At 69.5% G+C, this 23,648-nt stretch carries 19 protein-coding genes and 1 tRNA gene; 11 read left to right on the top strand and 9 right to left on the bottom strand.

The genetic code is table 11. The features are described from left to right. Nucleotides 1-57 precede the first annotated feature (57 nt). Nucleotides 58-130, top strand: a tRNA-Ala gene (locus ACFCYE_RS14820). Nucleotides 131-195: 65 nt separating this feature from the next. Here the strand turns inward: ACFCYE_RS14820 and ACFCYE_RS14815 are convergent. Further along, complete coding sequence (locus tag ACFCYE_RS14815) at nucleotides 196-1,206, bottom strand: LacI family DNA-binding transcriptional regulator (RefSeq protein WP_376179889.1); 1,011 nt, start codon at nucleotides 1,204-1,206, stop codon at nucleotides 196-198. 135 nt (nucleotides 1,207-1,341) lie between these two features. Between ACFCYE_RS14815 and ACFCYE_RS14810 the strand changes: the two genes are divergently transcribed. Then, nucleotides 1,342-3,138, top strand: a complete 1,797-nt coding sequence (locus tag ACFCYE_RS14810; RefSeq protein ID WP_376179886.1) for a glycoside hydrolase family 2 protein — start codon at nucleotides 1,342-1,344, stop codon at nucleotides 3,136-3,138. 3 nt (nucleotides 3,139-3,141) lie between these two features. Here ACFCYE_RS14810 and ACFCYE_RS14805 read toward each other — a convergent pair whose 3' ends face one another. Beyond that, complete coding sequence (locus ACFCYE_RS14805) at nucleotides 3,142-3,741, bottom strand: short chain dehydrogenase (RefSeq protein ID WP_376179885.1); 600 nt, start codon at nucleotides 3,739-3,741, stop codon at nucleotides 3,142-3,144. Nucleotides 3,742-3,820: 79 nt separating this feature from the next. On the opposite strand from ACFCYE_RS14805, the gene cydC reads away from it, so the two are divergent. After that, entirely contained in the window at nucleotides 3,821-7,207 is a 3,387-nt protein-coding gene (gene cydC, locus ACFCYE_RS14800; protein WP_376179883.1) for a thiol reductant ABC exporter subunit CydC, read from the top strand. Between the two features lie 96 nt (nucleotides 7,208-7,303). Here cydC and ACFCYE_RS14795 read toward each other — a convergent pair whose 3' ends face one another. Both ACFCYE_RS14795 and ACFCYE_RS14790 read right to left on the bottom strand, forming a co-directional pair. After that, nucleotides 7,304-8,119 carry a M56 family metallopeptidase gene (locus tag ACFCYE_RS14795; RefSeq protein ID WP_376179882.1) on the bottom strand — a complete coding sequence of 272 codons (816 nt, stop codon included), beginning with the start codon at nucleotides 8,117-8,119 and terminating at the stop codon, nucleotides 7,304-7,306. 10 nt (nucleotides 8,120-8,129) lie between these two features. Beyond that, nucleotides 8,130-8,486: a BlaI/MecI/CopY family transcriptional regulator gene (locus ACFCYE_RS14790; protein ID WP_376179881.1), complete on the bottom strand. Its 357-nt coding sequence runs from the start codon at nucleotides 8,484-8,486 to the stop codon at nucleotides 8,130-8,132. A 119-nt stretch (nucleotides 8,487-8,605) separates the two neighbouring features. On the opposite strand from ACFCYE_RS14790, the gene ACFCYE_RS14785 reads away from it, so the two are divergent. Then, nucleotides 8,606-10,192, top strand: coding sequence for a cytochrome ubiquinol oxidase subunit I (locus ACFCYE_RS14785; RefSeq protein ID WP_376179880.1), 1,587 nt, complete (start codon nucleotides 8,606-8,608; stop codon nucleotides 10,190-10,192). Nucleotides 10,193-10,220: 28 nt separating this feature from the next. Further along, complete coding sequence (gene cydB / locus ACFCYE_RS14780; protein WP_376179879.1) at nucleotides 10,221-11,258, top strand: cytochrome d ubiquinol oxidase subunit II; 1,038 nt, start codon at nucleotides 10,221-10,223, stop codon at nucleotides 11,256-11,258. Here the strand turns inward: cydB and ACFCYE_RS14775 are convergent. Further along, the gene (locus tag ACFCYE_RS14775; protein ID WP_376179878.1) at nucleotides 11,253-12,173 is read right to left on the bottom strand and encodes a MarR family transcriptional regulator; all 921 of its coding nucleotides are present in this window, start codon (nucleotides 12,171-12,173) and stop codon (nucleotides 11,253-11,255) included. The genes cydB and ACFCYE_RS14775 overlap by 6 nt on opposite strands. 147 nt (nucleotides 12,174-12,320) lie before the next feature. Here ACFCYE_RS14775 and ACFCYE_RS14770 point away from each other — a divergent pair, with 147 nt between their 5' ends. Further along, nucleotides 12,321-12,578, top strand: coding sequence for a hypothetical protein (locus ACFCYE_RS14770; protein WP_376179877.1), 258 nt, complete (start codon nucleotides 12,321-12,323; stop codon nucleotides 12,576-12,578). Nucleotides 12,579-12,585: 7 nt separating this feature from the next. Beyond that, complete coding sequence (locus tag ACFCYE_RS14765) at nucleotides 12,586-13,965, top strand: serine hydrolase (protein ID WP_376179875.1); 1,380 nt, start codon at nucleotides 12,586-12,588, stop codon at nucleotides 13,963-13,965. Nucleotides 13,966-13,984: 19 nt separating this feature from the next. Here the strand turns inward: ACFCYE_RS14765 and ACFCYE_RS14760 are convergent, their stop codons facing one another. Together ACFCYE_RS14760 and ACFCYE_RS14755 are read right to left on the bottom strand one after the other, a co-directional pair. Continuing rightward, nucleotides 13,985-14,905, bottom strand: a complete 921-nt coding sequence (locus ACFCYE_RS14760) for an AEC family transporter (protein WP_376179873.1) — start codon at nucleotides 14,903-14,905, stop codon at nucleotides 13,985-13,987. A gap of 21 nt (nucleotides 14,906-14,926) precedes the next feature. Continuing rightward, the gene (locus tag ACFCYE_RS14755; RefSeq protein ID WP_376179872.1) at nucleotides 14,927-15,610 is read right to left on the bottom strand and encodes a hypothetical protein; all 684 of its coding nucleotides are present in this window, start codon (nucleotides 15,608-15,610) and stop codon (nucleotides 14,927-14,929) included. Between the two features lie 333 nt (nucleotides 15,611-15,943). On the opposite strand from ACFCYE_RS14755, the gene ACFCYE_RS14750 reads away from it, so the two are divergent. Further along, nucleotides 15,944-16,078 (top strand): hypothetical protein, encoded by a 135-nt coding sequence (locus tag ACFCYE_RS14750; protein WP_376179870.1) that lies wholly within the window; start codon nucleotides 15,944-15,946, stop codon nucleotides 16,076-16,078. 14 nt (nucleotides 16,079-16,092) lie between these two features. Here ACFCYE_RS14750 and ACFCYE_RS14745 read toward each other — a convergent pair whose 3' ends face one another. Further along, nucleotides 16,093-16,875 carry an IclR family transcriptional regulator gene (locus ACFCYE_RS14745; protein WP_376179868.1) on the bottom strand — a complete coding sequence of 261 codons (783 nt, stop codon included), beginning with the start codon at nucleotides 16,873-16,875 and terminating at the stop codon, nucleotides 16,093-16,095. A gap of 53 nt (nucleotides 16,876-16,928) precedes the next feature. On the opposite strand from ACFCYE_RS14745, the gene hutH reads away from it, so the two are divergent. From hutH to hutI, 3 genes are read left to right on the top strand one after another with little or no spacing between them, the layout of a single operon-like run. Beyond that, nucleotides 16,929-18,455 carry a histidine ammonia-lyase gene (hutH, locus tag ACFCYE_RS14740; protein WP_376179866.1) on the top strand — a complete coding sequence of 509 codons (1,527 nt, stop codon included), beginning with the start codon at nucleotides 16,929-16,931 and terminating at the stop codon, nucleotides 18,453-18,455. Further along, nucleotides 18,452-20,095, top strand: a complete 1,644-nt coding sequence (gene hutU / locus ACFCYE_RS14735; RefSeq protein ID WP_376179865.1) for a urocanate hydratase — start codon at nucleotides 18,452-18,454, stop codon at nucleotides 20,093-20,095. Before hutH ends, hutU begins: the two co-directional genes overlap by 4 nt. Beyond that, on the top strand, nucleotides 20,092-21,240 hold the full coding sequence (gene hutI, locus ACFCYE_RS14730) for an imidazolonepropionase (protein ID WP_376179864.1): 1,149 nt from the start codon (nucleotides 20,092-20,094) through the stop codon (nucleotides 21,238-21,240). The genes hutU and hutI overlap by 4 nt, the downstream gene beginning before the upstream one ends. Before the next feature lie 16 nt (nucleotides 21,241-21,256). Here hutI and ACFCYE_RS14725 read toward each other — a convergent pair whose 3' ends face one another. Beyond that, on the bottom strand, nucleotides 21,257-23,647 hold the full coding sequence (locus ACFCYE_RS14725; RefSeq protein ID WP_376179862.1) for a LamG-like jellyroll fold domain-containing protein: 2,391 nt from the start codon (nucleotides 23,645-23,647) through the stop codon (nucleotides 21,257-21,259). Nucleotide 23,648: the final 1 nt, after the last annotated feature.

Raw genomic sequence — 23,648 nt, 5'->3', positions numbered from 1 at the left:
CGCGGGCGGCGGTGCGAATCGGACCCCGGAGATCGTGATAATCTAACGGAGGTTCACGGGCCTATGGCGCAGTTGGTAGCGCGCCTCGTTCGCATCGAGGAGGTCAGGGGTTCGAATCCCCTTAGGTCCACCGTGTGAAGTCTCAGGACAGGAAGAACGGCTGGATCCTCGGTTCGAGGTCCAGCCGTTCTCGCGTCAGCGGATCGACGTGCTCTCGCGGACCTTCAGTTCGAATCCGGTGCGACGGTGCTGAGCCGGACGGTCGCCGAGGTCGCCCTCGAACTGCTCGCTGAGAAGCTCGAGCGCACTCGCGGCGAGGCCGTCCCTGGAGAGGGCGATCGTGGACAGCGAGGGGGTCGAATAGCGGGCCTCGGCGATGTCGTCGAACCCGATGAGCATCACCTGCTCCGGGATGCGGATCCCGGCGCGCACCAGAGCGCGCATCGCGCCGAGCGCGATGGAGTCGTTCATGCCGAAGATCGCGTCGGGCAGCGCAGCGCCGCTGTGGAGGAGGTCGGTCATGAGCCGCTCGCCCTCATCCCGCGTCCAGACCCCGGCCAGTCCGAGGGCGGGATCGAGCGTCAGCCCGGCCTCGGCGAGGGCCTCGTCGAACCCCTGTCGCCGGAGCGAGTAGCTGTACTCGCTGTGCTTCCCCGCTCCGAGAAGGGCGATCCGCGTTCGCCCGGACTCCGCCAGGTGGTGGACGGCCGCCGCGGCCGCTTCGCGGTTCGGGATGCCGACGTGATCGAGCGGTCCATGGTATTCGCGATCGCTGATCAGGACGAGCGGGTAGTCGGCGCGCTCAAGCCGGTCGTCGTCCGGACCGAGGGTCAGAGCGCTCAGGATCACGCCGTCGGTCAGCTGATCGCCCCCGCCCCGGAGGAGATCGATCTCCCTGGTGCGGTCGCCCCCGGTGGTCTCGATGAGCACTCGCAGGCCGAGTCCCCGCGCCCGGTCGATCACTGCTTCGGCGAGGTCGGCGAAGTAGCGCTCGCGCAGCCCGGGGAGCGCGAGCGTGATCGTTCCGCTGCGCCCGCTCCTGAGCTGCCGCGCGACGACGTTGGGCCGATAGCCGAGCTCGCGCAGACTGGCCTCGACGCGCGCGCGGGTCTGCGGCGAGACGTGGACGTAGTTGTTGACGACGTTCGACACCGTGCGTTGCGACACCCCCGCGTGGCGGGCGACGTCGGACATGCTCACGGGCATGGACGACCTCCGATCCGTCGCGGCATCGGCGCGATCTGCACCGTCTCCTGCCGTCCCACTGTATAACCGGCGTTTCGGTTTGCTACGCAGCAAATTACGTGCGCTAATGGTAGTTCGATTGAAGGAGACGACCTCATGACGCTTCGCGCCACCACCCAGAACGGCAGCTATCCGCGACCTCGTCTCGTGCGCGAGAACTGGACGTCACTGGACGGCGACTGGGAATTCGCTTACGACGACACGGATGCGGGGCTGCGCGAGCGATGGTTCGCCGCGGCGGATGAGTCCCTGTTCCCGCTGACGATCACCGTGCCGTTCGTGCCGGAGAGCGCGGCATCCGGCATCGGCGACACCGGCTATCACGCGGTCGTCTGGTACCGCCGTGCGATCATCGCGCGGCGTCGCCCCGGTTTCCGGGTGATCCTGCACTTCGGCGCGGTCGATCATGAGGCGCATGTGTGGGTGGACGGACAGCAGGTCGTCGCGCACCGCGGAGGTCAGACCGCCTTCAGCGCCGACATCACCGATGCTCTGAGCGATGGCGACGAGCATGTCGTCGTGGTGCGCGCTCACGACGATCCGCACGACACCGAGCTTCCTCGCGGAAAGCAGGACTGGCGGGAGGACCCGCACAGCATCTGGTACCAGCGCAGCACCGGCATCTGGCGTTCGGTCTGGTCGGAGGAAGTCGCCGAGCAGCACGTCGTCTCGTTCGATTCGACGTTCGAGAGCACGCGCGCCACCGTGGGCGTGCAGGTCGTGCTCGCGCAGGCGCCGTCGGCCGGACAGCGCGTGCGCATCCGCCTGCACCGCGACGAGTTGCCGCTCGGCTCCGCCGTCTTCGACGCCCGCAGCGCCCGTGTCGCCGGCTCGATCGAGCTGCCGGCCCTGAGGAACGCTCAGGAACGCGAGCACTTCCTCTGGTCGCCGGAGCATCCGACGCTCATCGACGTGACCGTCGACGTGCTCGATGAGGACGACAACGCTCTCGACGAGGTCGGCAGCTACGTCGGACTGCGCACCACGGAGGTCGATCGCGGCTGGTTCGTCCTGAACAGCCACCCCTACTACATCCGCTCGGTGCTTCAGCAGGGATACTGGCCCGACAGCCACCTGACCGCCCCGTCGCCGGGCGCCTACCGCACCGAGGTGGAGGCGATCAAGGCCCTGGGCTTCAATGCGGCCCGCATCCATCAGAAGGTCGAGGACCCGCGCTTCCACTACTGGGCGGATCGCCTCGGGCTGCTGCTGTGGGGCGAGACCGCTGGTGCCTACGAGTACACGCCGCGCGCGGCCGCCGCCCTGATGTCGGACTGGTCGGAGATCGTGCAGCAGTACCGCGGGCACCCGAGCATCGTCACGTGGGTTCCGATCAACGAGAGCTGGGGCGTGCAGGACATGCACCGCTCGCGTCAGCAGCGAGAATTCGTGCAGGCCATCACGTCGTTCACGCGGGCGCTCGATCCGACGCGGCCGGTCGTGTCCAACGATGGCTGGGAGCACATCGACAGCGACATCATCGCCATCCACGACTACACGACGGATCCGGAGATGCTCGCCGCGAACTATGCCTCGCTCGACGCTGTGCGCACGCTTCTCGCGGGCCCCGGCCCGGCGAACCGGCGACCGACGCTCGTCGAGACCCGGGCGTCGATCGACGACGGCCTTCCCCTCATGGTGACCGAGTTCGGTGGCATCTCGTACGCGGGGGAGGGGACCTGGGGCTACGCCGTCGTCAACTCGGACCACGACTACCGGCGCGCGGTCGGCGGGCTGTTCGCGGCGTTGCACGCCAGCCCCGTCGTCACCGGCTTCTGCTACACGCAGCTCACCGACACCATGCAGGAGGCGAACGGACTGCTGCGGGCCGATCGCTCGCCCAAGCTGCCCGTCGAGGTGCTGCGTGCGCTCGTCGTCGGCACCTCGGCGTAAGCGTCAGACCGAGATCACCGCTCCGGTCCCATCGCCCTCGATCACGTCCGCGTAGGCGCGCGCGACGTCGGCGGCGGGAACCGGCGTGAACCCGGGGAAGCTGGCGTGATAGCCCGTCGCCTCGCGCAGCACGTTCGGGCTGATCGCGTTGATGCGCAGACCACGGGGCAGATAGGGCGCGGCGGCGCGGACGTAGGCGTTCAAGGCGCCATTGGCGACGGACGCCGCCGCACCCGTCGGCACCGGATGCCCGTCGAGGATGCCGGTGGTGACGGTGATCGAGCCGCCATCGCGCAGCTCCGTGGCCGCGAGCGCAGCCACGGAGATCTGGCCCAGCGTCTTGTCGTCGAAGCCGGCGCGGAAGTCGTCCCCGGTCAGCTCGCTCACCGGTTTGAACGGCACCGATCCGACGGCGGTCACGACGGCATCCAGCGGTCCGATGCGCGAGAAAAGGGCCGCGAGGGAATCGGCATCGCGGAGGTCGACGCGCTCGCCGGTGCTGCGTGAAGCGCGGACGACGCGATGGCCGCGGTCTTCGAGGGTGTCGGCGACAGCGGATCCGATGAGTCCCGAGGCGCCGATGACGAGGATGTTCTGAGGCACGATCTGCTCCTTGCGTTGACCTCCAGCCTCTCATCCGAGATCGGTCATCCAGAACTTCTACACACTGTAGAATTACGGCGTGAGTCGAGCTGAGGTGCCGAACGATCCGTGGGTGCTCGAGGCCGAGCGGGCAGCGCATGCTCCCGGCTTCCGTCGTCCTGACCTGTCGGCCGTACCACGGCGGTCGCTCTACGGTCTCGGTGTGCTCGCGGCATCCAGAGCCCTCGGACTCGTGCTGATCGCCGAGGCCGTCGCCCGGGGGATCGGCGCGCTCGCCGCCGGAGGCATCGACCCCGGTGCCATGCGGCTCATCCTCGCGCTCGGCATCCTCGGTGCGCTGCTGCGGGCGGGCGCCGAGTGGGCGACGTCCGTGCTGGCGCGACGCGTCGCCACCGCCGTGAAGCGCGATCTGCGGCGGCGACTGTGGCGTCGTATCGCCGATGGCGACGCGTCCGGCGGAGGAACAGCCGTCCTCGCCGCGGACGGCCTCGACGATCTGGACGATTACTTCGTGCAGACGATTCCCGCGGTCATCTCGGCGGCGGTGGTGCCCCTGATCGTGGGGCTGCGCATCCTCGGCGCCGACTGGCTCAGCGCGCTCGTGATCGTGCTGACGGTGCCGCTCGTGCCGCTGTTCATGATCCTCATCGGCAAGCACACCCAGCAGCGCACGGATGCCGCGCTCTCCGCTCTGACGCGCCTGGCCGACCACCTCACCGAGCTGGCCCGAGGGCTCCCGGTCCTGGTGGGGCTCGGTCGCGTCGCCGAGCAGACCAGCGCGCTCGACGACATCCAGTCGCGATACCGCGCCCGCACCGAAGAGACGCTGCGCTGGGCGTTCCTGTCCGCGCTCGCGCTGGAGCTGATCGCCACGATCTCGGTCGCGATCGTCGCGGTCTTCCTCGGACTGCGACTCCTGAACGGCACCATGGCGCTCGAGCCCGCGTTGTTGGCGCTGATACTCGCCCCCGAATGCTTCACGGCACTGCGGGAGGTGGGTACCGCGTTCCACGCCTCGCAGGACGGGTTGTCGGTACTCGATCGGGTGAGGATGCTGCTTTCACGCGCATCCGGCGCCGACGTGCGCGAGGCGGGCGATGATGCGATCCGCGTCGAGTCCCTGTCGGTCCGGTATGCGGGACGCGATCGCGCAGCTCTGGATGCCGTCGACGCCGAACTGCGTGGTGTCACGGCGGTCACCGGCCCCAGCGGGACCGGCAAGTCGACGCTGCTCGCGGCGCTCGCCGGTGTGCTCCCCGCGGACGCCGAGATCGGCGGACGGGTGGTGGGGGTGGCATCGGATGCCGTGGCATGGGCGCCGCAGGCGCCTCACGCGTTCGCCGCGACGCCACGCGATGAGCTCGCGTTGTACGGCGCTGAACTCTCGGCGCTGGATGAGGTCGGGCTCGCCGCACTGGCGGATGCCTCGATCGCCGAGCTCAGTCCGGGGGAGCAGCGCCGACTCGCGGTGGCCAGGGCGCTCGCGCGGGTGGATGCCGGGGCTCGACTGCTCGTCCTCGACGAGCCGACGGCTCACCTGGATCACGCCGCGGCCGATCTCGTGCGCGCGGCGATCCGGCGGCGTGCCGATCGCTGCGTGATCGTGCTGGCCAGTCACGAACCCGAGACGCTCTCGATGGCATCCGCCGAGATCCCGGTCGGCACTTCCGCGGGTGCCCGCGCACCAGCTGCTGCGCGGCAGGTGCCGGGTGTCGTCGCGTCGATCGAGATGGCGCGACCGGATGCATCCCCTGCGGGCGTGGGCGAAGCGGCAATGGCGGAGGAGATGTCGCTTCTGGCCGTCTCAACCGAGGTGAGGCGACCGGATACGGCCCCCGATGCGCGTGCGCGATTGACCCTGCGCGCCCTGCTCCGACCGCACCGCTGGGTCTGGATCGCGTCCGTCCTGCTCGCCGCTCTGGCCGCCGGTCTCGGCATCGCCCTGACCGCCGTGTCCGGCTGGCTCATCGTGCGGGCGAGCGTCGAGGAGTACATCATGTACCTCCTCGTCGCGATCGTCGGCGTCCGCGCGTTCGGCATCGGCCGCGCGGTCGGGCGCTACGCCGAGCGGCTCGTGACGCACCGCGCTGCTTTCCAGGTGGTCGACGCGCTGCGCCTTCGGATGTGGAGAGCGATCGCGGCGCGCGGGGCCGGTTCGCGCCGCCTGCTCGAGGGCGGCGCTCCGCTGGACTACCTCGTCACGCTGGCCGACGACCTGCGCGATCAGCTGCCTCGTGTCCTGCCGCCGATCGGCGCCGGAGTGCTCGTGGTGGCCGCCGCGATCATCACGACCGGAGTCGTGACGCCGCATCTGACTCTGCTCGTCGCGCTCGTGCTCGTGCTCTCGGTGGCGTCGGCATCCGTCGTGGCGATCGCGGCCGAACGAGGAGCCGGGGCCGCCCGTGTCGATGCGCGTTCGGAGATCGTGCGCGGCACCGCTGCGCTGACGGCGGCCTCCGACGACCTGCGTGGCAACGGTGCATCATCACAGGCGCTGGAGGCTCTGGATGCCGCTGCCATCCGGCTTGCGGACGCCGAGCGCCGTGCGGCCTGGTCGGCGGGGCTGGGCTCCGCGCTGGTGACGGGCTCGGTCGCCGTGCTGGCGGTCCTCATCGCGCCGCTGTCGCCGCAGGTTCCGGCCGAGAGCGCGTCGGTGATCGCGCTGCTCTCCCTCGCGCTCGTCGAACCGCTCATCGGGCTCGTCGCGGCGGCGCAGCGGATTCCGGCGCTGCGCGCCGTGCTGGCACGTGTGGGGCTGATCCTGCAGCCGGCTCCGGCGCCCGACTGGGGCGACGAGACGCTCGACGTCCGGACACGCGAGATCGCTCTGGACGACGTGGCGATCCGTTACCCTGGTGCGTCGCGTCGGGCGGTGACCGACGTGCGGGGCTTCGCCCGTCGTGGACGCTGGCTCGTTCTGGACGGGCCGTCCGGGTCGGGAAAGTCGACTGTGCTCTCCGCTGTGATGGGGGCCCTGCCTCTGGAGCGAGGGGCCGTCGTCGCCGACGGCATGCCGATCACGCACCTCCGCGAGCGCGCATGGCGCGACCGCGTGGCGTGGTGCCCGCAGGACGCGTACGTCTTCGACTCCACGCTGCGCGGGAACCTCATGCTGGCGCGCACCCGCTCGGATGCGCCGGACGAGGACGCCATGCGGTCCGCGTTGACGCGAGCAGGGTTGGGCGGATTGCTCGATGGCCTGTCGGACGGGCTCGACACCCGGGTCGGCGCCGGTGGCTCGGCGCTCTCCGGAGGGGAGAGACAGCGGCTCGCCGTCGCGCGGGCGCTGCTCACTCGGGCTGATGTGATCCTGCTCGACGAACCGACGGCTCATCTGGATGAGCCCACGGCGGCGGCGATGATGGCGGACGTGCGCGCGGCGACGTCGGACCGCGTGGTGCTGCTCGTGTCGCATCGCCGTGCCGATCGGATGCCGGACGACGAGGTGGCGCTGCTCGCGCGCTGACCGCCGCGACGGATCACGGATGTTGTGACGAATCACGGACGGATGGGCCCAGAACGTCCGTGATCCGTCACAACATCCGCGGAACGTCCGCTCCGGTCAGGCGGCGAGCCGGCGGAACCGGTCGCTGACCCGCGTCGACCCCGAGACCACGCGCTCGGCACCGGGGACGCCGCTCGCGCCGACCGCGAGGATCGCGCGCGCGAGCACCTCGTCGCGCACCTCTCGTCTGGCGTGATCGTCGGCGAGCATCTCCACGAGCGCGGCGACCTCGGCCTCGGCACGCGCGGCGATCGGGAACCAGGGCAGTGCAGAGCGCCAGGCCCGGAAGGCCAGCAGAAGCAGGTCGTGGCGCTGCTCGACGTGCGCGCGCTCGTGGGCGATCACGGCGACGAGCTCATCGGCATCCAGCCGGTCCAGCAGTCCCTGAGAGAGCACGGTCACCGACCGCGCGCCGTTCGGCAGGCAGTACGCCACCGGCACGGCATCGTCGATCACGCGCGTGCGCGCCCTCGTGGGATGCGGAGACGTCAGCATGTCGAGCAGAGCGAGATGGCGATGACGCTGCCTGGTCACCTGCACGATCGTCACGGCGAGGTGCGCCAGCAGATACACGGTGAAGGCGGCCGCGGGGATCAGTGCGAGCCACGGATGCCGCGGTGCGACGGAATATCCGGCCAACGCCAGGGCGCCGATCATCGACAGACCGCCGGCGAGACCGATCGCCTGCCAGAGCAGCAGGGCGATCACCGGCATCCGCATGGGCCAGGACGTGCGCGACAGCGCCACCGGAACGGGCCATGCCAGCGCCACGGCGATCGCGCCCAGTGCGATCGCCGCGCCGACGATCACCCCGTGCGGGATGACCAGCGCGCCGACGAGCGCTTCGTCGCTCACAGCGGGCAGCGGGCTCATGGTCGGATCGTCAGGACGCGCCGGAGAGCAGCTGACGCAGGACCGCGGCGTCCTCGGGGGAGACGCCGCCGACGAAGCGCTCCAGCACGGCCGTGCGGTCGCCCGCGTCACCGAGAACCGAGTGCATGAGTTCGGCGACGTGATCCGCGCGCGAGGCGACCGCGGTGTAGCGGTGCGGCCTGGCCGAGCGGTCCGAGGCGACGAAGCCCTTCTTCTCCAGGCGCGAGAGCACAGTGAGCAGGGTCGTCACGGCGAGCGCGCGACCATCTGCGTCCAACTGATCCTTCACGTCGTATGCCGTGACAGGAGTCGCGGCATCCCAGATCGCATCCATGACGGTGCGTTCGAGTTCTCCGAGCGTTCCCATGTCGACCTCCGGTTCTATTCTACCCCCGGTCGAATTTGTTCTATGCTCTGTCGAAGAAGTTCTACACGTAGTAGAATTCACGTGAATCCCTGGACCAGGCTCTGCGAAGGAGACCAGCAGTGGACGTTCTCGACATCGCCAGATGGCAATTCGGCATCACGACCGTTTACCACTTCCTCATGGTGCCGCTCACGCTGGGACTCGGCATGTCCGTCGCCATCATGCAGACGAAGTGGGTACGCAGCGGGGACGAGAAGTTCCTGCGGATGACGAAGTTCTGGGGCAAGGTCTATCTGATCAACTTCATCGTCGGCGTCGCGACGGGCCTCGTGCAGGAGTTCCAGTTCGGCATGGCGTGGAGCGAGTATTCGCGGTTCGTCGGCGACGTGTTCGGCGCCCCGTTGGCCATGGAAGGCCTGCTCGCGTTCTTCGTCGAGTCCACGTTCCTCGGCATCTGGATCTTCGGATGGGGGCGCCTGCGCAAGGGGCTGCACCTCGCGGCGCTGTGGTGCGCGGTGATCGGCTCGTGGATCTCGGCGTACTTCATCATCGTCGCGAACTCGTGGATGCAGCATCCCGTCGGCGTCGAGCTCGGCGACGACGGACGCCCCGTCATGAACGACGTCTGGGCCGTGCTCACCAACAACACCGCGCTCGCGGCGTACACGCACACGATTCTCGGCGCGCTCGTCGTGGCTGGCATGTTCCTCATCGGCATCTCCTGGTACCACCTGTGGCGTCGCCGCCACGACGGCATCGACACGGTCGACGAGAAGGGCTTCGTCGTCGTCGGTGCCGCGGATGCCGTGCCAGGCCGCGACCGCAAGGATCACGGCGTGTGGCTGTGGTCGCTGCGGTTCGGCGCCGTGGTCGCGATCCTCGGGTTCGCCGGCACCGTCGCCACCGGAGACATCCAGGGAAAGCTCATGTACGAGCAGCAGCCGATGAAGATGGCGGCGGCCGAGGCCGCGTGCCACACCGGCTCCGCGTTCTCGGTGCTCTCGCTCGGCGATCCGGGCTCGCGCGACTGCGCGGACGTCGTCACCCTCATCGAGATCCCGGGCGTGCTCGGCTTCCTCGGAACCGGTGAGTGGGGTGCGGAGATGCCGGGCATCAGCGATCTCGAGCCGGAGTACGTGAACCAGTACGGCGAGACCATTCCGGACGACGAACTGTACGGCGACCGCGCAGGCAGCGAGGTCGAATACGTGCCGGTCATGTGGGTGACCTACTGGGGCTTCCGGCTGATGATCGGCCTCGGCGGGATCGTCGCGGCCGGTGCCGTGATCGCACTGTGGCTGACCCGCAAGGGGACGGTGCTGCGCTCGCCGTGGATCATGCGGCTCGCCCTGCTCGGGATCATTGCTCCGTTCGCGGCCAACATCGCCGGCTGGATCTTCACCGAGATGGGGCGGCAGCCGTTCGTCGTCGCGCCGAACCCGGACGCCACCGGCATCGACGGGGTCTTCATGTTCACCGCAGCCGCGGTCTCACCCGGTGTCACCGCGGGGGAGATGCTGTTCTCCGTCATCACGCTGGCCGCCGTCTACGGCGTCATGCTCGTGATCGAGCTGTTCCTGATGGTCAAGTACATCCGCGGCGGGGTCGCAGCCTCCATGCCGGAGCTCGCGGCGCACGCGGATGCCGATGACGACGGGCCCGATGGCGACAAGCGCGGCGACGACGTGCTCGCCTTCGCCTACTGAGTCCGAAAACGCCACGAGAGGAATCACCATGGAACCGCTTCCCATCGTCTGGTTCATCGCGATCGCCGTGCTGTGGATCGGATACCTGCTGCTCGAGGGCTTCGACCTCGGCGTCGGCATGCACATGATCTTCTCGACGCGGTCGGAGCGCGACCGCCGGGTCATGCTCAACACGATCGGTCCGGTGTGGGACGGCAACGAGGTATGGCTCATCACGGCGGGCGCGGCGATCTTCGCGGCGTTCCCTGCCTGGTACGCGTCACTGTTCTCCACGCTGTACCTCCCGCTGACGATCACCCTGGTCGGTCTCATCGTGCGCGCGGTGGGCATCGAGTACCGCGGCAAGATCCACACCGAGCGGTGGCGCACGTTCTGGACGTGGATGATCGGCCTCGGGTCTCTCATCGTGGCCTTCTGCATCGGCGCTGCCCTGGCGCTGACGTCGCTCGGACTCCCGATCGACGCGAACGGCGATCGCGTGGGCGGCCCGTTCGTGTGGCTGACGCCGGCGGCCGTGGTCGGAGGGCTCGCCGTGGTCGGGTTCTCGCTGGCGCATTCGGCGACGTTCCTCGGCCTCAAGGCCGACGGACCGGTGCGCGAGCGCGCCGGCCGGTTCGCCGCGGCGTGGGCGCCGCTGTGCCTTCTGCCCGCCGCCGCATGGGCGATCTGGGTGCAGCTCGCCCACGGCGGCAATGCACTCGCCTGGGCGTTCATCGTACTGGCCGTGCTCGGCGCCGTCGTCGGCTGGATCGCGGCACGTGGCCGCCGTGAGGGCTGGGCGTTCATCGGCTACGCCGGTTTCGGTCTGTTCGGAGCCGGGTCGGTGTTCGCCGGCATGTTCCCGCTGGTGCTGCCCTCGACCGTGGATGCCGCGTTCGATCTGACCGTCTGGAACGCGTCGAACAGCGCCTACACGCTCGGTGTCATGACGGTCGTCGCCGCGGTCGCCCTCCCCGTCATCGTGGCGTACCAGGCATGGAGCTACTGGATCTTCCGCAAGCGCGTGACGCCCGGCATGATCCCGGACGCGCACATCGTGCTCCCCGCCGTGCTGCGGGCGTCATAGTCCGGCGTCCCCACGCGGCGCTGACAGCGCCGCGCGCTGCGCGCCGGACAGCCGATCGGGCCGTGCGCGCAGCCGGTAGCCGTGATCGTCGCTGCTCACGATGAACGGGTCTGCGACGGCCGGGCGCTGGTCGAGGTCCTGAAGTGCGTCGTCGATCCGTGACGCGCTCCATCCGAGTGCTCCTGCCAGTTCCGCGGCTGTCACGGGGCGTCCGGCGTGGCCGAGAGCGGTGACGATGATCACGGCATCCCCGGCTGGCTGGTCGGCGAGGCCGCTCCCGCGGAGCTGGTCGGTGAGCTCACCGAAGAAGCGGCCCATCTGGGCGAGCCGGATGCCGGGGGCGCTGTCCGCGCCGAAGAACGCGATGCCGCGGCTGGATGCGTCGGCGACGTCGGCATGGGCATCCGAGTCGGCGCGGACCGCCCGCGTCCAGATGTCGGAGCCGACGCGGTAACGCTCTCGTCGGCTCCCGGGGTCATGGTCGCGCTCGACCAGTTCCATGCCCTCGAGATAGCCGATCGCCTTGGAGACGGATGCGGGACTCACACCGAGCGCGCGCACGAGATCCGCGGCCGCCATCGAGTCGGCGGTGGTCGTCACGAGGCTGGCGAAGATCCGCGCGGGCATCCGCGGCATCCCCGTGGCGGCGAGCGCGGAGGCGAGTTCCGCGACGAACGACGACGTGCGGTCCCCGTCGCTCTCGACCTGAGGTGCGGCATACGGCCGAACCCTGCGGCCGGTGGCCTGCTGCGCCTGATCCGCGCGATAGTCGCGATGCCCGTGGCGGGCCACCTCGCGGCTCACGGTGGAGGTGGGGCGTCCGATCCGGCGCGCGATCTCGGCGAAGGAGAGGCCGTGGGCGACGCCGTCCGCGATCACGCGCCGATCATCGATGCGCAGGCGCCCGTTCGCCATGCTCTCTCCCTTCGGATGCAACGGTCGTGATTGCGTTCACCGGCAGGATCCCGCAACGATTCGCCATTTCGAGCCAATCTACGTTGAAGCTCCTTGAAATGCAACGTAGCGTTTCGCTCGTTCGAAACAAGACGAGGGAGGAATGCCATGCATGTCCTGGCGATATCGACGGTGAGCGACGGCGATCGATTCTGGAGCGGATTGAAGAAGCTGTACAGCCGGCTGCCGGCAGGGGCGACCTGGGTGCTGGCGCTCGCCGACACCGGGGGAGTGCGGGCGGTGAACGTCATCCGCCACGACTCGATCGATGAGATCCGAGCCGTCTTCGACGAGCACGTCGGCTCCTCGGCGGTCACCGAGTACTTCGAGGCGGACGCGGCCAATGCCGTCGGCCTCGGGAAGTAGCGCGATCGTGGCCGAACTCGCGACGCTCGGTCCGAGGTTCGCCGAGATCCTCGCCGAGTACCAGGTGCCTGGTGCGGCCGTCGGCGTTCGGCATCACGGCGAGGTGACGGTGTTCGGCTTCGGCGTGCAGGACATCGCCACCGAGACGCCCGTCACCTCGGACACTCTGTTCCAGATCGGATCGTTGACCAAGACCTGGACCGCGCTCGCCTTCCTGCAGCTGGTCGATGAGGGAGACGTCGATCTGGACGCACCCGTTCGGACCTACCTGCCCGGTTTCCGTGTCGCCGACCCTGACGTGAGTGCGCGCGTCACCGCGCGTCATCTCCTGAACCACACGAGTGGAATCGAGGAGGACTTCGGCGACCCCGGAGATGGCGACGACGTGTACGCGCGCATGATTCAGGCCATCGCCGATGCCCCGCAGGTCAGCGCGTTGGGATCCGTCCACGGCTACAGCGCCGCCCTCGGCTACGCGATCCTGGCTCGGATCATGGAGGTCGTCGATGCTCGGCCGTGGGACGCTGTCATGGCTGATCGTGTGTTCGGCCCGATGGGGCTGAGCGCCACGAACGCCCGCCCCGTGCCGATCGAATCCGGGCACGCCGCCCGCGGTCATCTGGTGCCCTCCCTCGACGCACGGCCGCTCCGCACTCCGATCGACGACCTGCCGCGCGCATATGCGCCGAGCGGTGGAATCACCTCGACCGCGCAGGAGACCCTCGCGCTCGCCCATGTCCTGCTCCGCGGCGGTGTGGCGCCGAACGGCCACCGCATCCTCTCCGCGGAGCGGATCCGAGAGATGACCGCATCCCGTGTTCCCGTTCCTGACCCGCACCTGCTGGGACAGGAGTGGGGACTCGGTCTCGTGATCTCCGAGTGGGACGGGCAGACCGTCTACGGACACGATGGCAGCACGATCGGGCAGAACGCCCGCCTGCGCATCCTGCCCGAACACGACCTCGCGCTCGTCCTGCTCAGCAACGGTGATCCGCGCGACAGCCTGTACCGACGGGTGTTCGATGTCGTGCTGGTCGAACTCGATGCCGGGCGGATGCCGTCGCCGCCGCAACCCGATCCGGATCTCGTGCTGGAACCGGACCGGTACGTCGGCGTCTACGAGCGGCCCGGCGCGCGCTTCGAGGTCACCGCCGAGGGCGGCAGACTCCGTCTCAGCCTCGACGTCGATCCGTTCCAGGCGTCGATCATGGGAATGCCAGACCGGGTCGCCCATGATCTCCTCCCGATCAGCGAAACGCAGTTCCTCCTGCCGCCGGCATACGGTCTGGAGGAGGCGCAGACAGCGGCGCTCATCGACTTCCGCGATGGCCGGGCGAGCTATCTGCACACCAACGCGCGGCTGCATCCGCGGCTGGCGTCGAGCTGATTCGGTCGTGGCGTCGTGCTCACCCGAGCAGGAACGTCGCAAGCAGCAGCACCGGGACGCATCCGATCGTCGTGATGAACACCGTGTCGCGGGAGATCGCTTCGCCGATGTCGTAGCGCTGCGAGTAGTTGAACACGTTCTGCGCGGTGGGCAGGGCGGCGAGGACGACGACGATGAGCACCTCGTGCGCGCTGAGCCCGAAGACGAACTGCGCGAAGATCCAGGCGATCACCGGCATCACGAGCAGCTTCAGGGTGGACGCCAGCAGCACGTCGCGTCGACGACCTGTCGCGCCGAGGACACGCTGTCCGAACAGTGAGATGCCGTAACTGATCAGCAGCACCGGCACGCAGGCGTTCGCCAGCAGAAGCGCCGGCTCCATCACGATCGCCGGCAGCTCGATGCCGAGCACGGAGACGAGCGTCCCGAGCGCGGAACCCAGGATGATCGGGTTGGTCGCGGTCCGTGCCAGCATGCGCCATGGCGAGCTCTTCGCGCTGGTCACGGCATCGAGGATCGCCAGTGAGATCGGCGTGAAGACCAGCAACTGCAGGAGGATCACCGGAGCCGGGTACGCCGCGCTTCCCAGCAGATACAGGGACAGCGGGATGCCGATGTTGTTGGAATTCACCTGCCCGGCCGAGAGGGCTCCGATGACGGTCTCGCCCGCGCCGCGTTTCCAGGCGAAGCGTGCGATGAGCGCGTAGGCGGCGATGACCAGGACGGCGGCGATCGCAGAGACGGGAAGCAGGGCGGAGAACAGCACTTTCGCGTCCGACTGCGCCAGCACCGTGAACAGCAGGAAAGGTGAGAGCACGAAGAACGTGAGTCGCCCGAGGACGTGCCGAGCGTGCGGTCCGAGCAGGTCGATGCGGCCGATGACGTAGCCGACAGCGATCGCCACTCCCACCACGGCGAATCCGGTGAGAGTATCGAGCACGATTCGAGCGTAGCGCGCCGGTCAGTTCCCACCGCCGCCGGACGGTGCTGTGTAACGCGAAACGTCGCTCGAGAAGGTCATCGGGCTGTCCGGATCCGCTTCGACGTGCGTCGTGCCGCCGCCGAGGTAGACGAGCACGCCCGATCCCCGCACCGGAACGCGGTCGGCAGACGTGCTCATCCACACGTCGATCGTCCGTGGCGACGCGCCGTCGTAGAACCGCACTCCGATACGGAACTGGGGGCGCTCCAGGATCCACTGCTTCGGATCCGGGACGGTCACGATCTCACCGGCGACGCGTCGTGCGTCTTCGCGCAGCAACAGGATCCGCGCGATCTCCCGACGTGCGCCGTGGATGCCGGTCAGAACCAGCAGGGCGGCGCACGCGGCCACCACGGCGGCACCCGTGGCTCCCCACCGCAGCAGCACCGCCAGCTCGGCGATGAAGGAGTCCGAATGTCCGGCGACCGGTACCGACCAGGCGAAGGTCGCGGCCGACAGGCCTGCGCTCACGCTGGTCGTCGCGGCGCGGATCCCCACCGACGCAGAATTCCCGAAGTCGTCCTCGAACAGCGCGTAGGTTCCGGGTATCAGCGTGATCAGCACCCAGGTCGCACCGAAGGCGAGCGGAATCCACCACATGAGGTTCCACGCGTTCCATCCGGGCACCGCGAGCAGCGGCGGGAAGCTGCCGGGCAGAACCACGGCCAGACAGAGGCCGCAGACGGCCGAGCAGCAGCGTTATGACGTGGTGCCACCGCAGTCGAGGGATCTCGGCATCCGGTGCGACCGCGACGATCCGGCTGCCGCGACGCGATGTGGAGAAGACGGGACCGTCCTGCCACCGGTCGTGAACCTGTGCTGTCATGGCGTCACGCTAGAGGCTCGACGGCGGCTCCCGATCACACTTTCGTGCCAGGACGCCGCCGCGGAGCGGTGCAGAAAATTTCCCGTTCAGCGGGCAATTTGACTTCGCTGTGGAAGTGGCTATGGTCAGTGGTTACGCCCGCCAGCCGAAAGAAGGGGAAGCGAGTTCACATGTCAGGCAAGTCACCGCACGCACGCGACGGGAAGAAGGCGCCGAAGCTGTCTCTGAAGGAGAAGAGAGCAGTCAAGCGCGAGAAGCAGGAGCCGGCCACGTTCCTCAAGCCGCGCAAGGGCGCGTCCGGCTGAGTCGAACGGCGGCCTCATCGCCGCAGACGGCGTTCCAACGCGGACGCCGTTGCGGCGACCGCGGCCGCGGCGACCTGCTCGTCTGACTCCGCGTTCGTCGACCAGGTCGCCGCGACCGCAGCGATCGGCCACCCCGCGGCGTCGTGCACTGCGACGCCGACCGATCGCAGCCCCGGGGTGACCTCGCCGTCTTCGACGGCGTAGCCGCGGCCTCGTGCCTCGCGCAGCAGCTCGCGCAACTCGGCCGGAGTCGAGGGTGCGGCGTCGATTCTCGTAGAGAACGCAGAACGATCGGGGTAGAGCGCCCGCACCTGTTCACGGGGAAGCGCGGCCAGCATCGCCCGCCCGGTCGCCGTGAGATGAGCGGGCAGACGAACGCCGACCTCTGTCACCAGAGCGGGGCGTCGCGGTGCGCGCTCCTCGACGATGTACACGACGTCCGAACCGCTCATGACCGCCAGATGCGTGCTCTCGCCGAGGCTGTCGGCGAGCGCCGCCACGAGCGGTCTGCCGAGTCGTGCCAGCGGCTGCTGCCGTGCGAAACCGCCGGCGAGCTCGGACGCGGCGGTCCCCAGGCTCCAGCGCCGCTCCTCGCGAAGATGCAGCACGAACCCGTGCGCGGCGAGAGTCGTGAGCAGGTGGTAGACGCTCGAGCGGGGCAGCTCCAGCTCGCGGGCGATCGCGGAGGCCGCCACCGGCGCCGGTCGCCCGGCGAGGTGGCGGAGAATCCGCAGCGTCTGGTCCGCTGCGGGCACCTGCGGGGCGCGCTCAAGGCCATTGTCTGGGATCACAGACACATGATGGCACGAACCGCTGTCGCGCGACGCATCCGAGGTGTGGAATCAGGATCATGAGCACGTACGTCACCATCGGAGCAGCGCCCCTCACGATCGCCGAGGTCGTCGCGGTCGCCCGCCACGGAGCGCCGGTCGAACTCGACCCCGCGGCACTCGACCGCATCGGCGAGTCCCGCGGCATCGTCGACGCGCTCGCCGCGGACCCGAACGCTCACTACGGCGTCTCCACCGGTTTCGGTGCACTCGCCACGACCTTCATCGCCGCCGACCGGCGCCGGCAGCTGCAGGCGAGCCTGATCCGCTCCCACGCCGCCGGCACCGGCGACGAGGTGGAGCGCGAGGTCGTCCGCGGGCTGCAGCTCCTGCGCCTGCAGACGCTCGCCTCCGGGCGCACCGGTGTGCGACCGGTCGTGGCCGAGACCTACGCCGCGATGCTGAACGCCGGCATCTCGCCCGTCGTCCGCGAGTACGGCTCTCTCGGCTGCTCGGGAGACCTCGCCCCGCTCGCGCACATCGCGCTGGCCGCGATGGGGGAGGGAGACGTGCGCACCCAGGCCGGTCTCGTCCCGGCATCCGACGCCCTCGCAGCGGCCGGCATCCCGCCTCTGGTCCTGGAGGAGAAGGAGGGCCTGGCCCTCATCAACGGCACCGACGGGATGCTCGGGATGCTGGTGCTCGCGCTGCACGACCTCGACGTCCTGCTGACCACGGCCGACGTCGCGGCGGCGATGTCGGTGGAGAGCCAGCTCGGAACGGATGCCGTGTTCGCGGCCGACCTCATGGCGCTGCGTCCGCAGTCCGGTCAGGCGGCCTCGGCGGCGAACCTGCGGGCGTTCCTCGCCGAGTCGCCGATCGTCGCCAGCCACAAGGGCCCGGAGGACGGCCGCGTCCAGGACGCCTACTCGCTGCGCTGCTCGCCGCAGGTGCACGGGGCGGCGCGCGACACGGTCGAGTACGCCGCGACGATCGCGTCGCGCGAGCTCGCCAGCGTCATCGACAACCCCGTGATCACGCTCGACGGCCGCATCGAGTCCAACGGCAACTTCCACGGCGCTCCCGTCGCGGCGGTGCTCGACTTCCTCGCGATCTCCGTGGCCGACGTCGCGAGCGTGTCGGAGCGCCGCACCGACCGCGCACTCGACCCCGCGCGCAGCCACGGTCTTCCGCCGTTCCTCGCGCACGAGGTCGGTGTGGACTCGGGTCTGATGATCGCGCAGTACGCGGCCGCCGGGATCGTCTCGGAGCTCAAGCGTCTCGCTGTGCCGGCATCCGTCGACTCGATCCCCTCGTCCGCGATGCAGGAGGACCACGTCTCGATGGGCTGGTCGGCCGCGCGCAAACTGCGCCGCGCGATCGACGGGCTGACCCGTGTCCTCGCGATCGAGATCCTCACCGGCGCCCGTGCACTCGACCTGCGCGCACCGCTTCAGGCCGCCCAGGCGACGGGAGCCGTTCGCGACCTCGTGCGCACGGTCGCGGCGGGTCCAGGTCCCGACCGCTTCCTGTCACCCGACATGGAGGCGGTCACCGAACTCGTCCGCTCGGGCGCCGTCGCCCGCACAGCAAAGGAGCACGCATGACCCGTGAGATCAGAGCGCCGCGCGGAAACCAGCGCACTGCGAAGAGCTGGGGCGCCGAGGCGGCCAAGCGGATGCTGATGAACAATCTCGACGCCGAGGTCGCGGAGCATCCGGAGGACCTCGTCGTCTACGGGGGCACGGGGCGCGCGGCGCGCAGCTGGGACGCCTACGACGCGATCGTACGGACGCTCGACGAACTCGAGCCAGATGAGACGCTGCTGGTGCAGTCCGGTAAGCCCGTCGGCGTGTTCCGCACGCACGAGTGGGCACCGCGCGTGCTGATCGCGAACTCGAACCTCGTGGGCGACTGGGCGAACTGGCCGGAGTTCCGCCGGCTGGAGCAGCTCGGCCTCACCATGTACGGCCAGATGACCGCGGGAAGCTGGATCTACATCGGCACCCAGGGCATCCTGCAGGGGACGTACGAGACGTTCGCCGCCGTGGCCCGATCGCTCGGTCGTGAATCGCTCACGGGCACGTTGACCCTCACCGGCGGTGCCGGAGGCATGGGCGGCGCGCAGCCGCTCGCCGTCACGATGAACGACGGCGCCGTGCTCATCGTCGACGTTGACGAATCGCGCCTCGAGCGTCGCGTCGCGCACGGGTACCTGGACGAATACACGACCGACCTGGATGCCGCGGTCGCGCGCGTCCTCGCCGCCAGGGCGGCCGGCGAGGCGCTCTCGGTCGGAATCGTCGGCAATGCCGCCGAGATCTTCCCCGAGCTGCTGCGTCGTGGCGTGCCGATCGACATCGTCACCGATCAGACCAGCGCGCACGATCCGCTGGCCTACCTCCCGCTCGGCATCGCCATCGAGGACTGGAAGGCCGAGGCATCCCGCGACCCGGAGGGTTTCACCCGACGCGCCCGCGAATCCATGGCCGCGCACGTGGCGGCGATGGTGGCGTTCCAGGATGCCGGGGCCGCCGTCTTCGACTACGGCAACTCGATCCGCGCGGAGGCGGAGCTCGGCGGATTCGATCGGGCCTTCGACTTCCCCGGGTTCGTTCCGGCGTACATCCGCCCGCAGTTCGAGGAGGGCCGGGGGCCGTTCCGCTGGGCCGCGCTCTCGGGCGACCCGGAGGACATCCGCAAGACGGACCGCGCGATCGCCGAGCTCTTCCCCGAGGACGCCGCGCTGCACCGCTGGCTCGAGAAGGCAGGAGAGAAGGTCCACTTCGAGGGGCTGCCCGCCCGCATCTGCTGGCTGGGCTACCAGGAGCGTCACCTCGCCGGGCTGAAGTTCAACGAGATGGTCGCATCGGGGGAGCTGTCGGCTCCGATCGTGATCGGCCGCGACCACCTGGATGCCGGCTCCGTGGCATCGCCGTATCGCGAGACCGAGGCCATGAAGGACGGCTCGGACGCCATCGCGGACTGGCCGCTGCTGAACGCCCTGCTGAACACGGCATCCGGTGCGAGCTGGGTGTCCCTGCACCACGGCGGCGGCGTCGGGATCGGCCGGTCGATCCACGCCGGCCAGGTGACTGTTGCGGACGGCACCGCGCTCGCCGCGGAGAAGCTCGAGCGCGTGCTGACCAACGACCCAGGGACCGGGGTCATGCGACACGTGGATGCCGGTTACGAGCATGCCCGCGACATCGCTCGTGAGCGCGGACTGAAGGTTCCGATGCTGTGAGCGCACTCATCACGAACATCTCCGAACTGACGACCAACGTCGGCGACGGCACCCTGCGCGACGCGGCGCTGCTGATCGATGGCGGCCGAATCGCGTGGGTCGGCCCCGCTGCCGATGCGCCGCACGCCGACGACGTCGTGGATGCCGGTGGCCGGGCGGTGATCCCCGGGTTCGTGGACAGCCACAGCCACCTCGTGTTCGCGGGCGATCGCGCCGCGGAGTTCGAGGCGCGCATGGCGGGGCAGAGATACGCCGCCGGCGGCATCCGTTCCACGGTCGCGGCGACGCGGGCCGCGTCCGACGACGAGCTGCGCGCGAGGCTGCGAGGTTTCGTCGACGAGATGCTCGCCCAGGGCACGACGACCGTCGAGATCAAGAGCGGCTACGGGCTGAGCGTCGCGGACGAGGAACGGCTCGTCCGCCTCGCCGCCGAGGTCACGCCCGAGGTCACCTTCCTCGGCGCGCACGTCGTGCCGGCGGAGTACATGGATCGGGCGGACGAGTACGTCGACCTCGTCGCCGGTCCCATGCTGGATGCCGCGGCACCCCACTCCCGCTGGATCGACGTGTTCTGCGAGACCGGCGCGTTCACGGTCGCGCAGTCCCGTCGGGTGCTGGAGGCCGGCATCGCCCGCGGGCTCACGCCGCGCGTGCACGCCAGCCAACTGGGCCCGGGGGACGGGGTGCGGCTCGCGGTCGAACTGGGCGCGGCGTCCGTCGACCACGGCACGTACCTCACCGACCACGACATCGCCGCTCTCGCGGCATCCGACACAGTGCTGACGCTGCTGCCGGGGGTGGAGTTCTCCACCCGCCAGCCGTATCCCGACGCGCGACGACTCATCGACGCCGGCGTCTCCGTCGCGATCGCGTGCGATACGAACCCCGGGTCGAGCTTCACCAGCTCGATGGCGTTCTGCATCGCCATCGCCGTGCGCGACATGGGAATGACGCCGACGGAGGCGGTTCGGGCGGCGACCGCCGGGGGTGCGAAGGCGTTGCGCAGGGACGACGTCGGCGTCGTCGCGCAGGGGATGCGCGCCGATCTCGTGCTGCTCGACGCACCGACGAGGGTGCACCTGGCCTACCGCCCTGGCGTCCCGCTGGTGGCCGGCGTCTGGAAGGACGGCATCCGCATTCGCTGATGCCGTCCTCCCGAGCTCAGCGCGCCGCGAGCTCCGCGACGTCCTCGGGGGAGAGCGCCGAGCTCCACACCGTGAGTTCGTCGATGTCGCCCTGGAACGGGGCATCCCACCAGTTGACGCCGAGGGCGAAGACGTTGCCGTCGCCGGAGAGGACGTCCGGGAACCCCGCTCCCTCATGGTGCAGTTCGCCGTCGATGTAGACGGATGCCGCGGCACCGTCGACCACGAACGTCACGTGCGACCACTCGTCGGTCGGCAGGTACTGACCCGTGCCGGCGTCGTACCACTGCTCGCTTCCGGCCCAGAGCATGGTCGATCCGCCGACGCCGCTGTGCCCCTTGGGCAGCAGGCTTAGCCAGTTCGTCGGGCTGCCGGCGGCGAAGAACGCCGAGGTGTACGCCGTCAGCTGTTCCGGGCGCAGCCACAACCCGACCGTGTACGTCGTTCCCTGCAGGAGATCGTCCGGCAGCCGGACGCCCGACGTGCCGTCGAGATGCAGCGCGCTGCCGGAGACGCCGTCCGCGAGGAACGCGGCGGGCGCGGCAGCAGCGGCGTCGAGGCGCGCTCCCGTGGCCACGGCATCCGGAAATGCGCCGTTCGCGTCGCCGAGACCGCCCTCGAACGACCACGCCCCCGCCAGCACGCCAGGGGTGCGCGCCGGCACGACGATCTCGAACGCAACCTGCCTCGAGGCGTCACCGTTCGTCACCGTCGCGGTCAAGGTCGCGCGCGCATCGGGTTCGCCGACGGTCGGGCGCGTGACGGCGCCGTCGGACGCGACGACGGACTCATCGGAGGATGCCCAGGTGATGGTCGTCCCGCCGGTGCCGGACGCCGGCAGGTCGAGATCGATCGTCACGCCGGCCGTGTCTCCGAGGTCCAGGTCGGCGATGACGGCGTCGACCGCGGCAGTGCCGGTGAGCTCGACGCTCTGTCGACCCCACAGCGTCACGCCCTTATCGGAGACGACCGTGAGAGAAGTCGACCAGGCCTCGAGGTCCGGATCCCAGACCGGTGCGAAGACGCCCGAGTAGACCTCGCCGTCGATCGTGAGCGTCGCGGTGCGCTGTCCCTCGCGTTCCCACGTGCCGGCGACGTCGCCCGTGATCCGGCCGTTCTTGTCGAGGGTGACGTCGACGGATTCGGCGGCCGTTGCGGTGATGTCCTTGCCCATGTCGATCAGCTGCCAGGTGCCGACGACATCGGCGCGCTTGATCTTGCCCGCGGTCTCGCCCGCGTAGCGCATCGGCGAGACGACGGGCCAGCCCTCCTCGTTGATCCACATCTGGTGCACGCGGACCTCGTGCTGTTCCCCGGTGCCGGGGAAACGCGAATGGAACACCATGAACGTCCGGCCGGTGTCGGGGTCCTGGTACCACGACGTGTGACCGGGGGAGACGTATCCGGTGCCGAGCCCCGTGCCGGCATCGCCGAGTTCCCGGGCGAACAGGTGCCCGCCCATGAGCTTGACGCCGTACGGCTGGATCGAGACGTCATCGAAGATCGGCAGCGAAGCGTCGGCCTTCACCTGCGCCATGTCGTTGCCCTCGGCATCCAGGTACGGACCGTCGGGGGTCTTCGAGCGGGCCACGCGCACGTCGTAACCGCCGGTCGCGTCCAGTCCGCCGAACGACAGGTAGAGGTAGTAGTAGCCGGTCGCGGCGTCGTACTGGATCGTCGGCGCCTCGATGCGGCTGTGGTTGCCGCCGACGAGGTGCGTGCCGTACCCCTGATCCGGGAGCGGTTCGCCGGTCTCCGGGTCCATGCGGAGGATGTAGATGCCGCCGGAGTACGACCCGTAGACCATCCACAGGTCTCCCTCGGCGTCGTAGAAGGCGTCCGGGTCGACGGCGTTCGGGTGCACGCGCGCGTCGTATCGTTCGCCCGGGTTCTCACTTTCGCCCTCCATGCCGCTCTTGAGCAGGATGCCCTGGTTCTCGTACGGGCCGTCGACGCTGTCACTGGTCGCGATGCCGAGGGCCGAGCGAGGAGACGAGCCCTCGCACGCGTTGTAGTACATCGCGAAGCGGCCGTCAGGAAGCTCGATGACATCCGCCGCCCACAGGGTCGAGCTCTTCGCCCACTCGAAGGTCTCGGCCAGTTCGGTGTAGATGTCCTCGAACAGGGTGTTGTCCGCGTTCTGGGACAGATCGACCGTGTACTGCTCCCACGCCATCAGATCCTCCGTGCGGGCGGAAGCGCCGTGGGAGCCGAACGCCCAGATCTCATCGCCCGATGCGACGATCGAGGGGTCGTGCACCGTCACGTCGCTGAAGGCGGGCGGGGGCGGATCGCTGGGCTGCTTCGCCGTGGCGGCCGGGGCGCACAGGACTCCGGCGGTGAGGAAGGCGGTCGTCGTCAGGGCGAGCGCGGTGCTCGTCCTGCGCGCGCGGGGGCGTCGCGTCATG

Origin of the sequence: Microbacterium sp. NPDC056234 (genome assembly GCF_042267585.1) — a bacterium.
Lineage (GTDB): Bacteria > Actinomycetota > Actinomycetes > Actinomycetales > Microbacteriaceae > Microbacterium.
The sequence above is the reverse complement of the archived record's forward strand: the minus strand, read 5'-3'. Positions and strand labels throughout refer to the sequence as shown.

Bases quoted from the DNA above. Each gene is read 5' to 3' on its own strand.
- hutU (WP_376179865.1), top strand. From the start codon at position 18,452: ATGACCCGTGAGATCAGAGCGCCGCGCGGAAACCAGCGCACTGCGAAG.
- cydB (WP_376179879.1), top strand. From the start codon at position 10,221: ATGGAACCGCTTCCCATCGTCTGGTTCATCGCGATCGCCGTGCTGTGG.
- ACFCYE_RS14795 (WP_376179882.1), bottom strand. From the start codon at position 8,119: ATGAGCCCGCTGCCCGCTGTGAGCGACGAAGCGCTCGTCGGCGCGCTG.
- hutH (WP_376179866.1), top strand. From the start codon at position 16,929: ATGAGCACGTACGTCACCATCGGAGCAGCGCCCCTCACGATCGCCGAG.
- ACFCYE_RS14810 (WP_376179886.1), top strand. From the start codon at position 1,342: ATGACGCTTCGCGCCACCACCCAGAACGGCAGCTATCCGCGACCTCGT.
- ACFCYE_RS14815 (WP_376179889.1), bottom strand. From the start codon at position 1,206: ATGCCCGTGAGCATGTCCGACGTCGCCCGCCACGCGGGGGTGTCGCAA.
- ACFCYE_RS14775 (WP_376179878.1), bottom strand. From the start codon at position 12,173: ATGGCGAACGGGCGCCTGCGCATCGATGATCGGCGCGTGATCGCGGAC.
- ACFCYE_RS14790 (WP_376179881.1), bottom strand. From the start codon at position 8,486: ATGGGAACGCTCGGAGAACTCGAACGCACCGTCATGGATGCGATCTGG.
- ACFCYE_RS14750 (WP_376179870.1), top strand. From the start codon at position 15,944: ATGTCAGGCAAGTCACCGCACGCACGCGACGGGAAGAAGGCGCCGAAG.
- ACFCYE_RS14770 (WP_376179877.1), top strand. From the start codon at position 12,321: ATGCATGTCCTGGCGATATCGACGGTGAGCGACGGCGATCGATTCTGG.
- ACFCYE_RS14725 (WP_376179862.1), bottom strand. From the start codon at position 23,647: ATGACGCGACGCCCCCGCGCGCGCAGGACGAGCACCGCGCTCGCCCTG.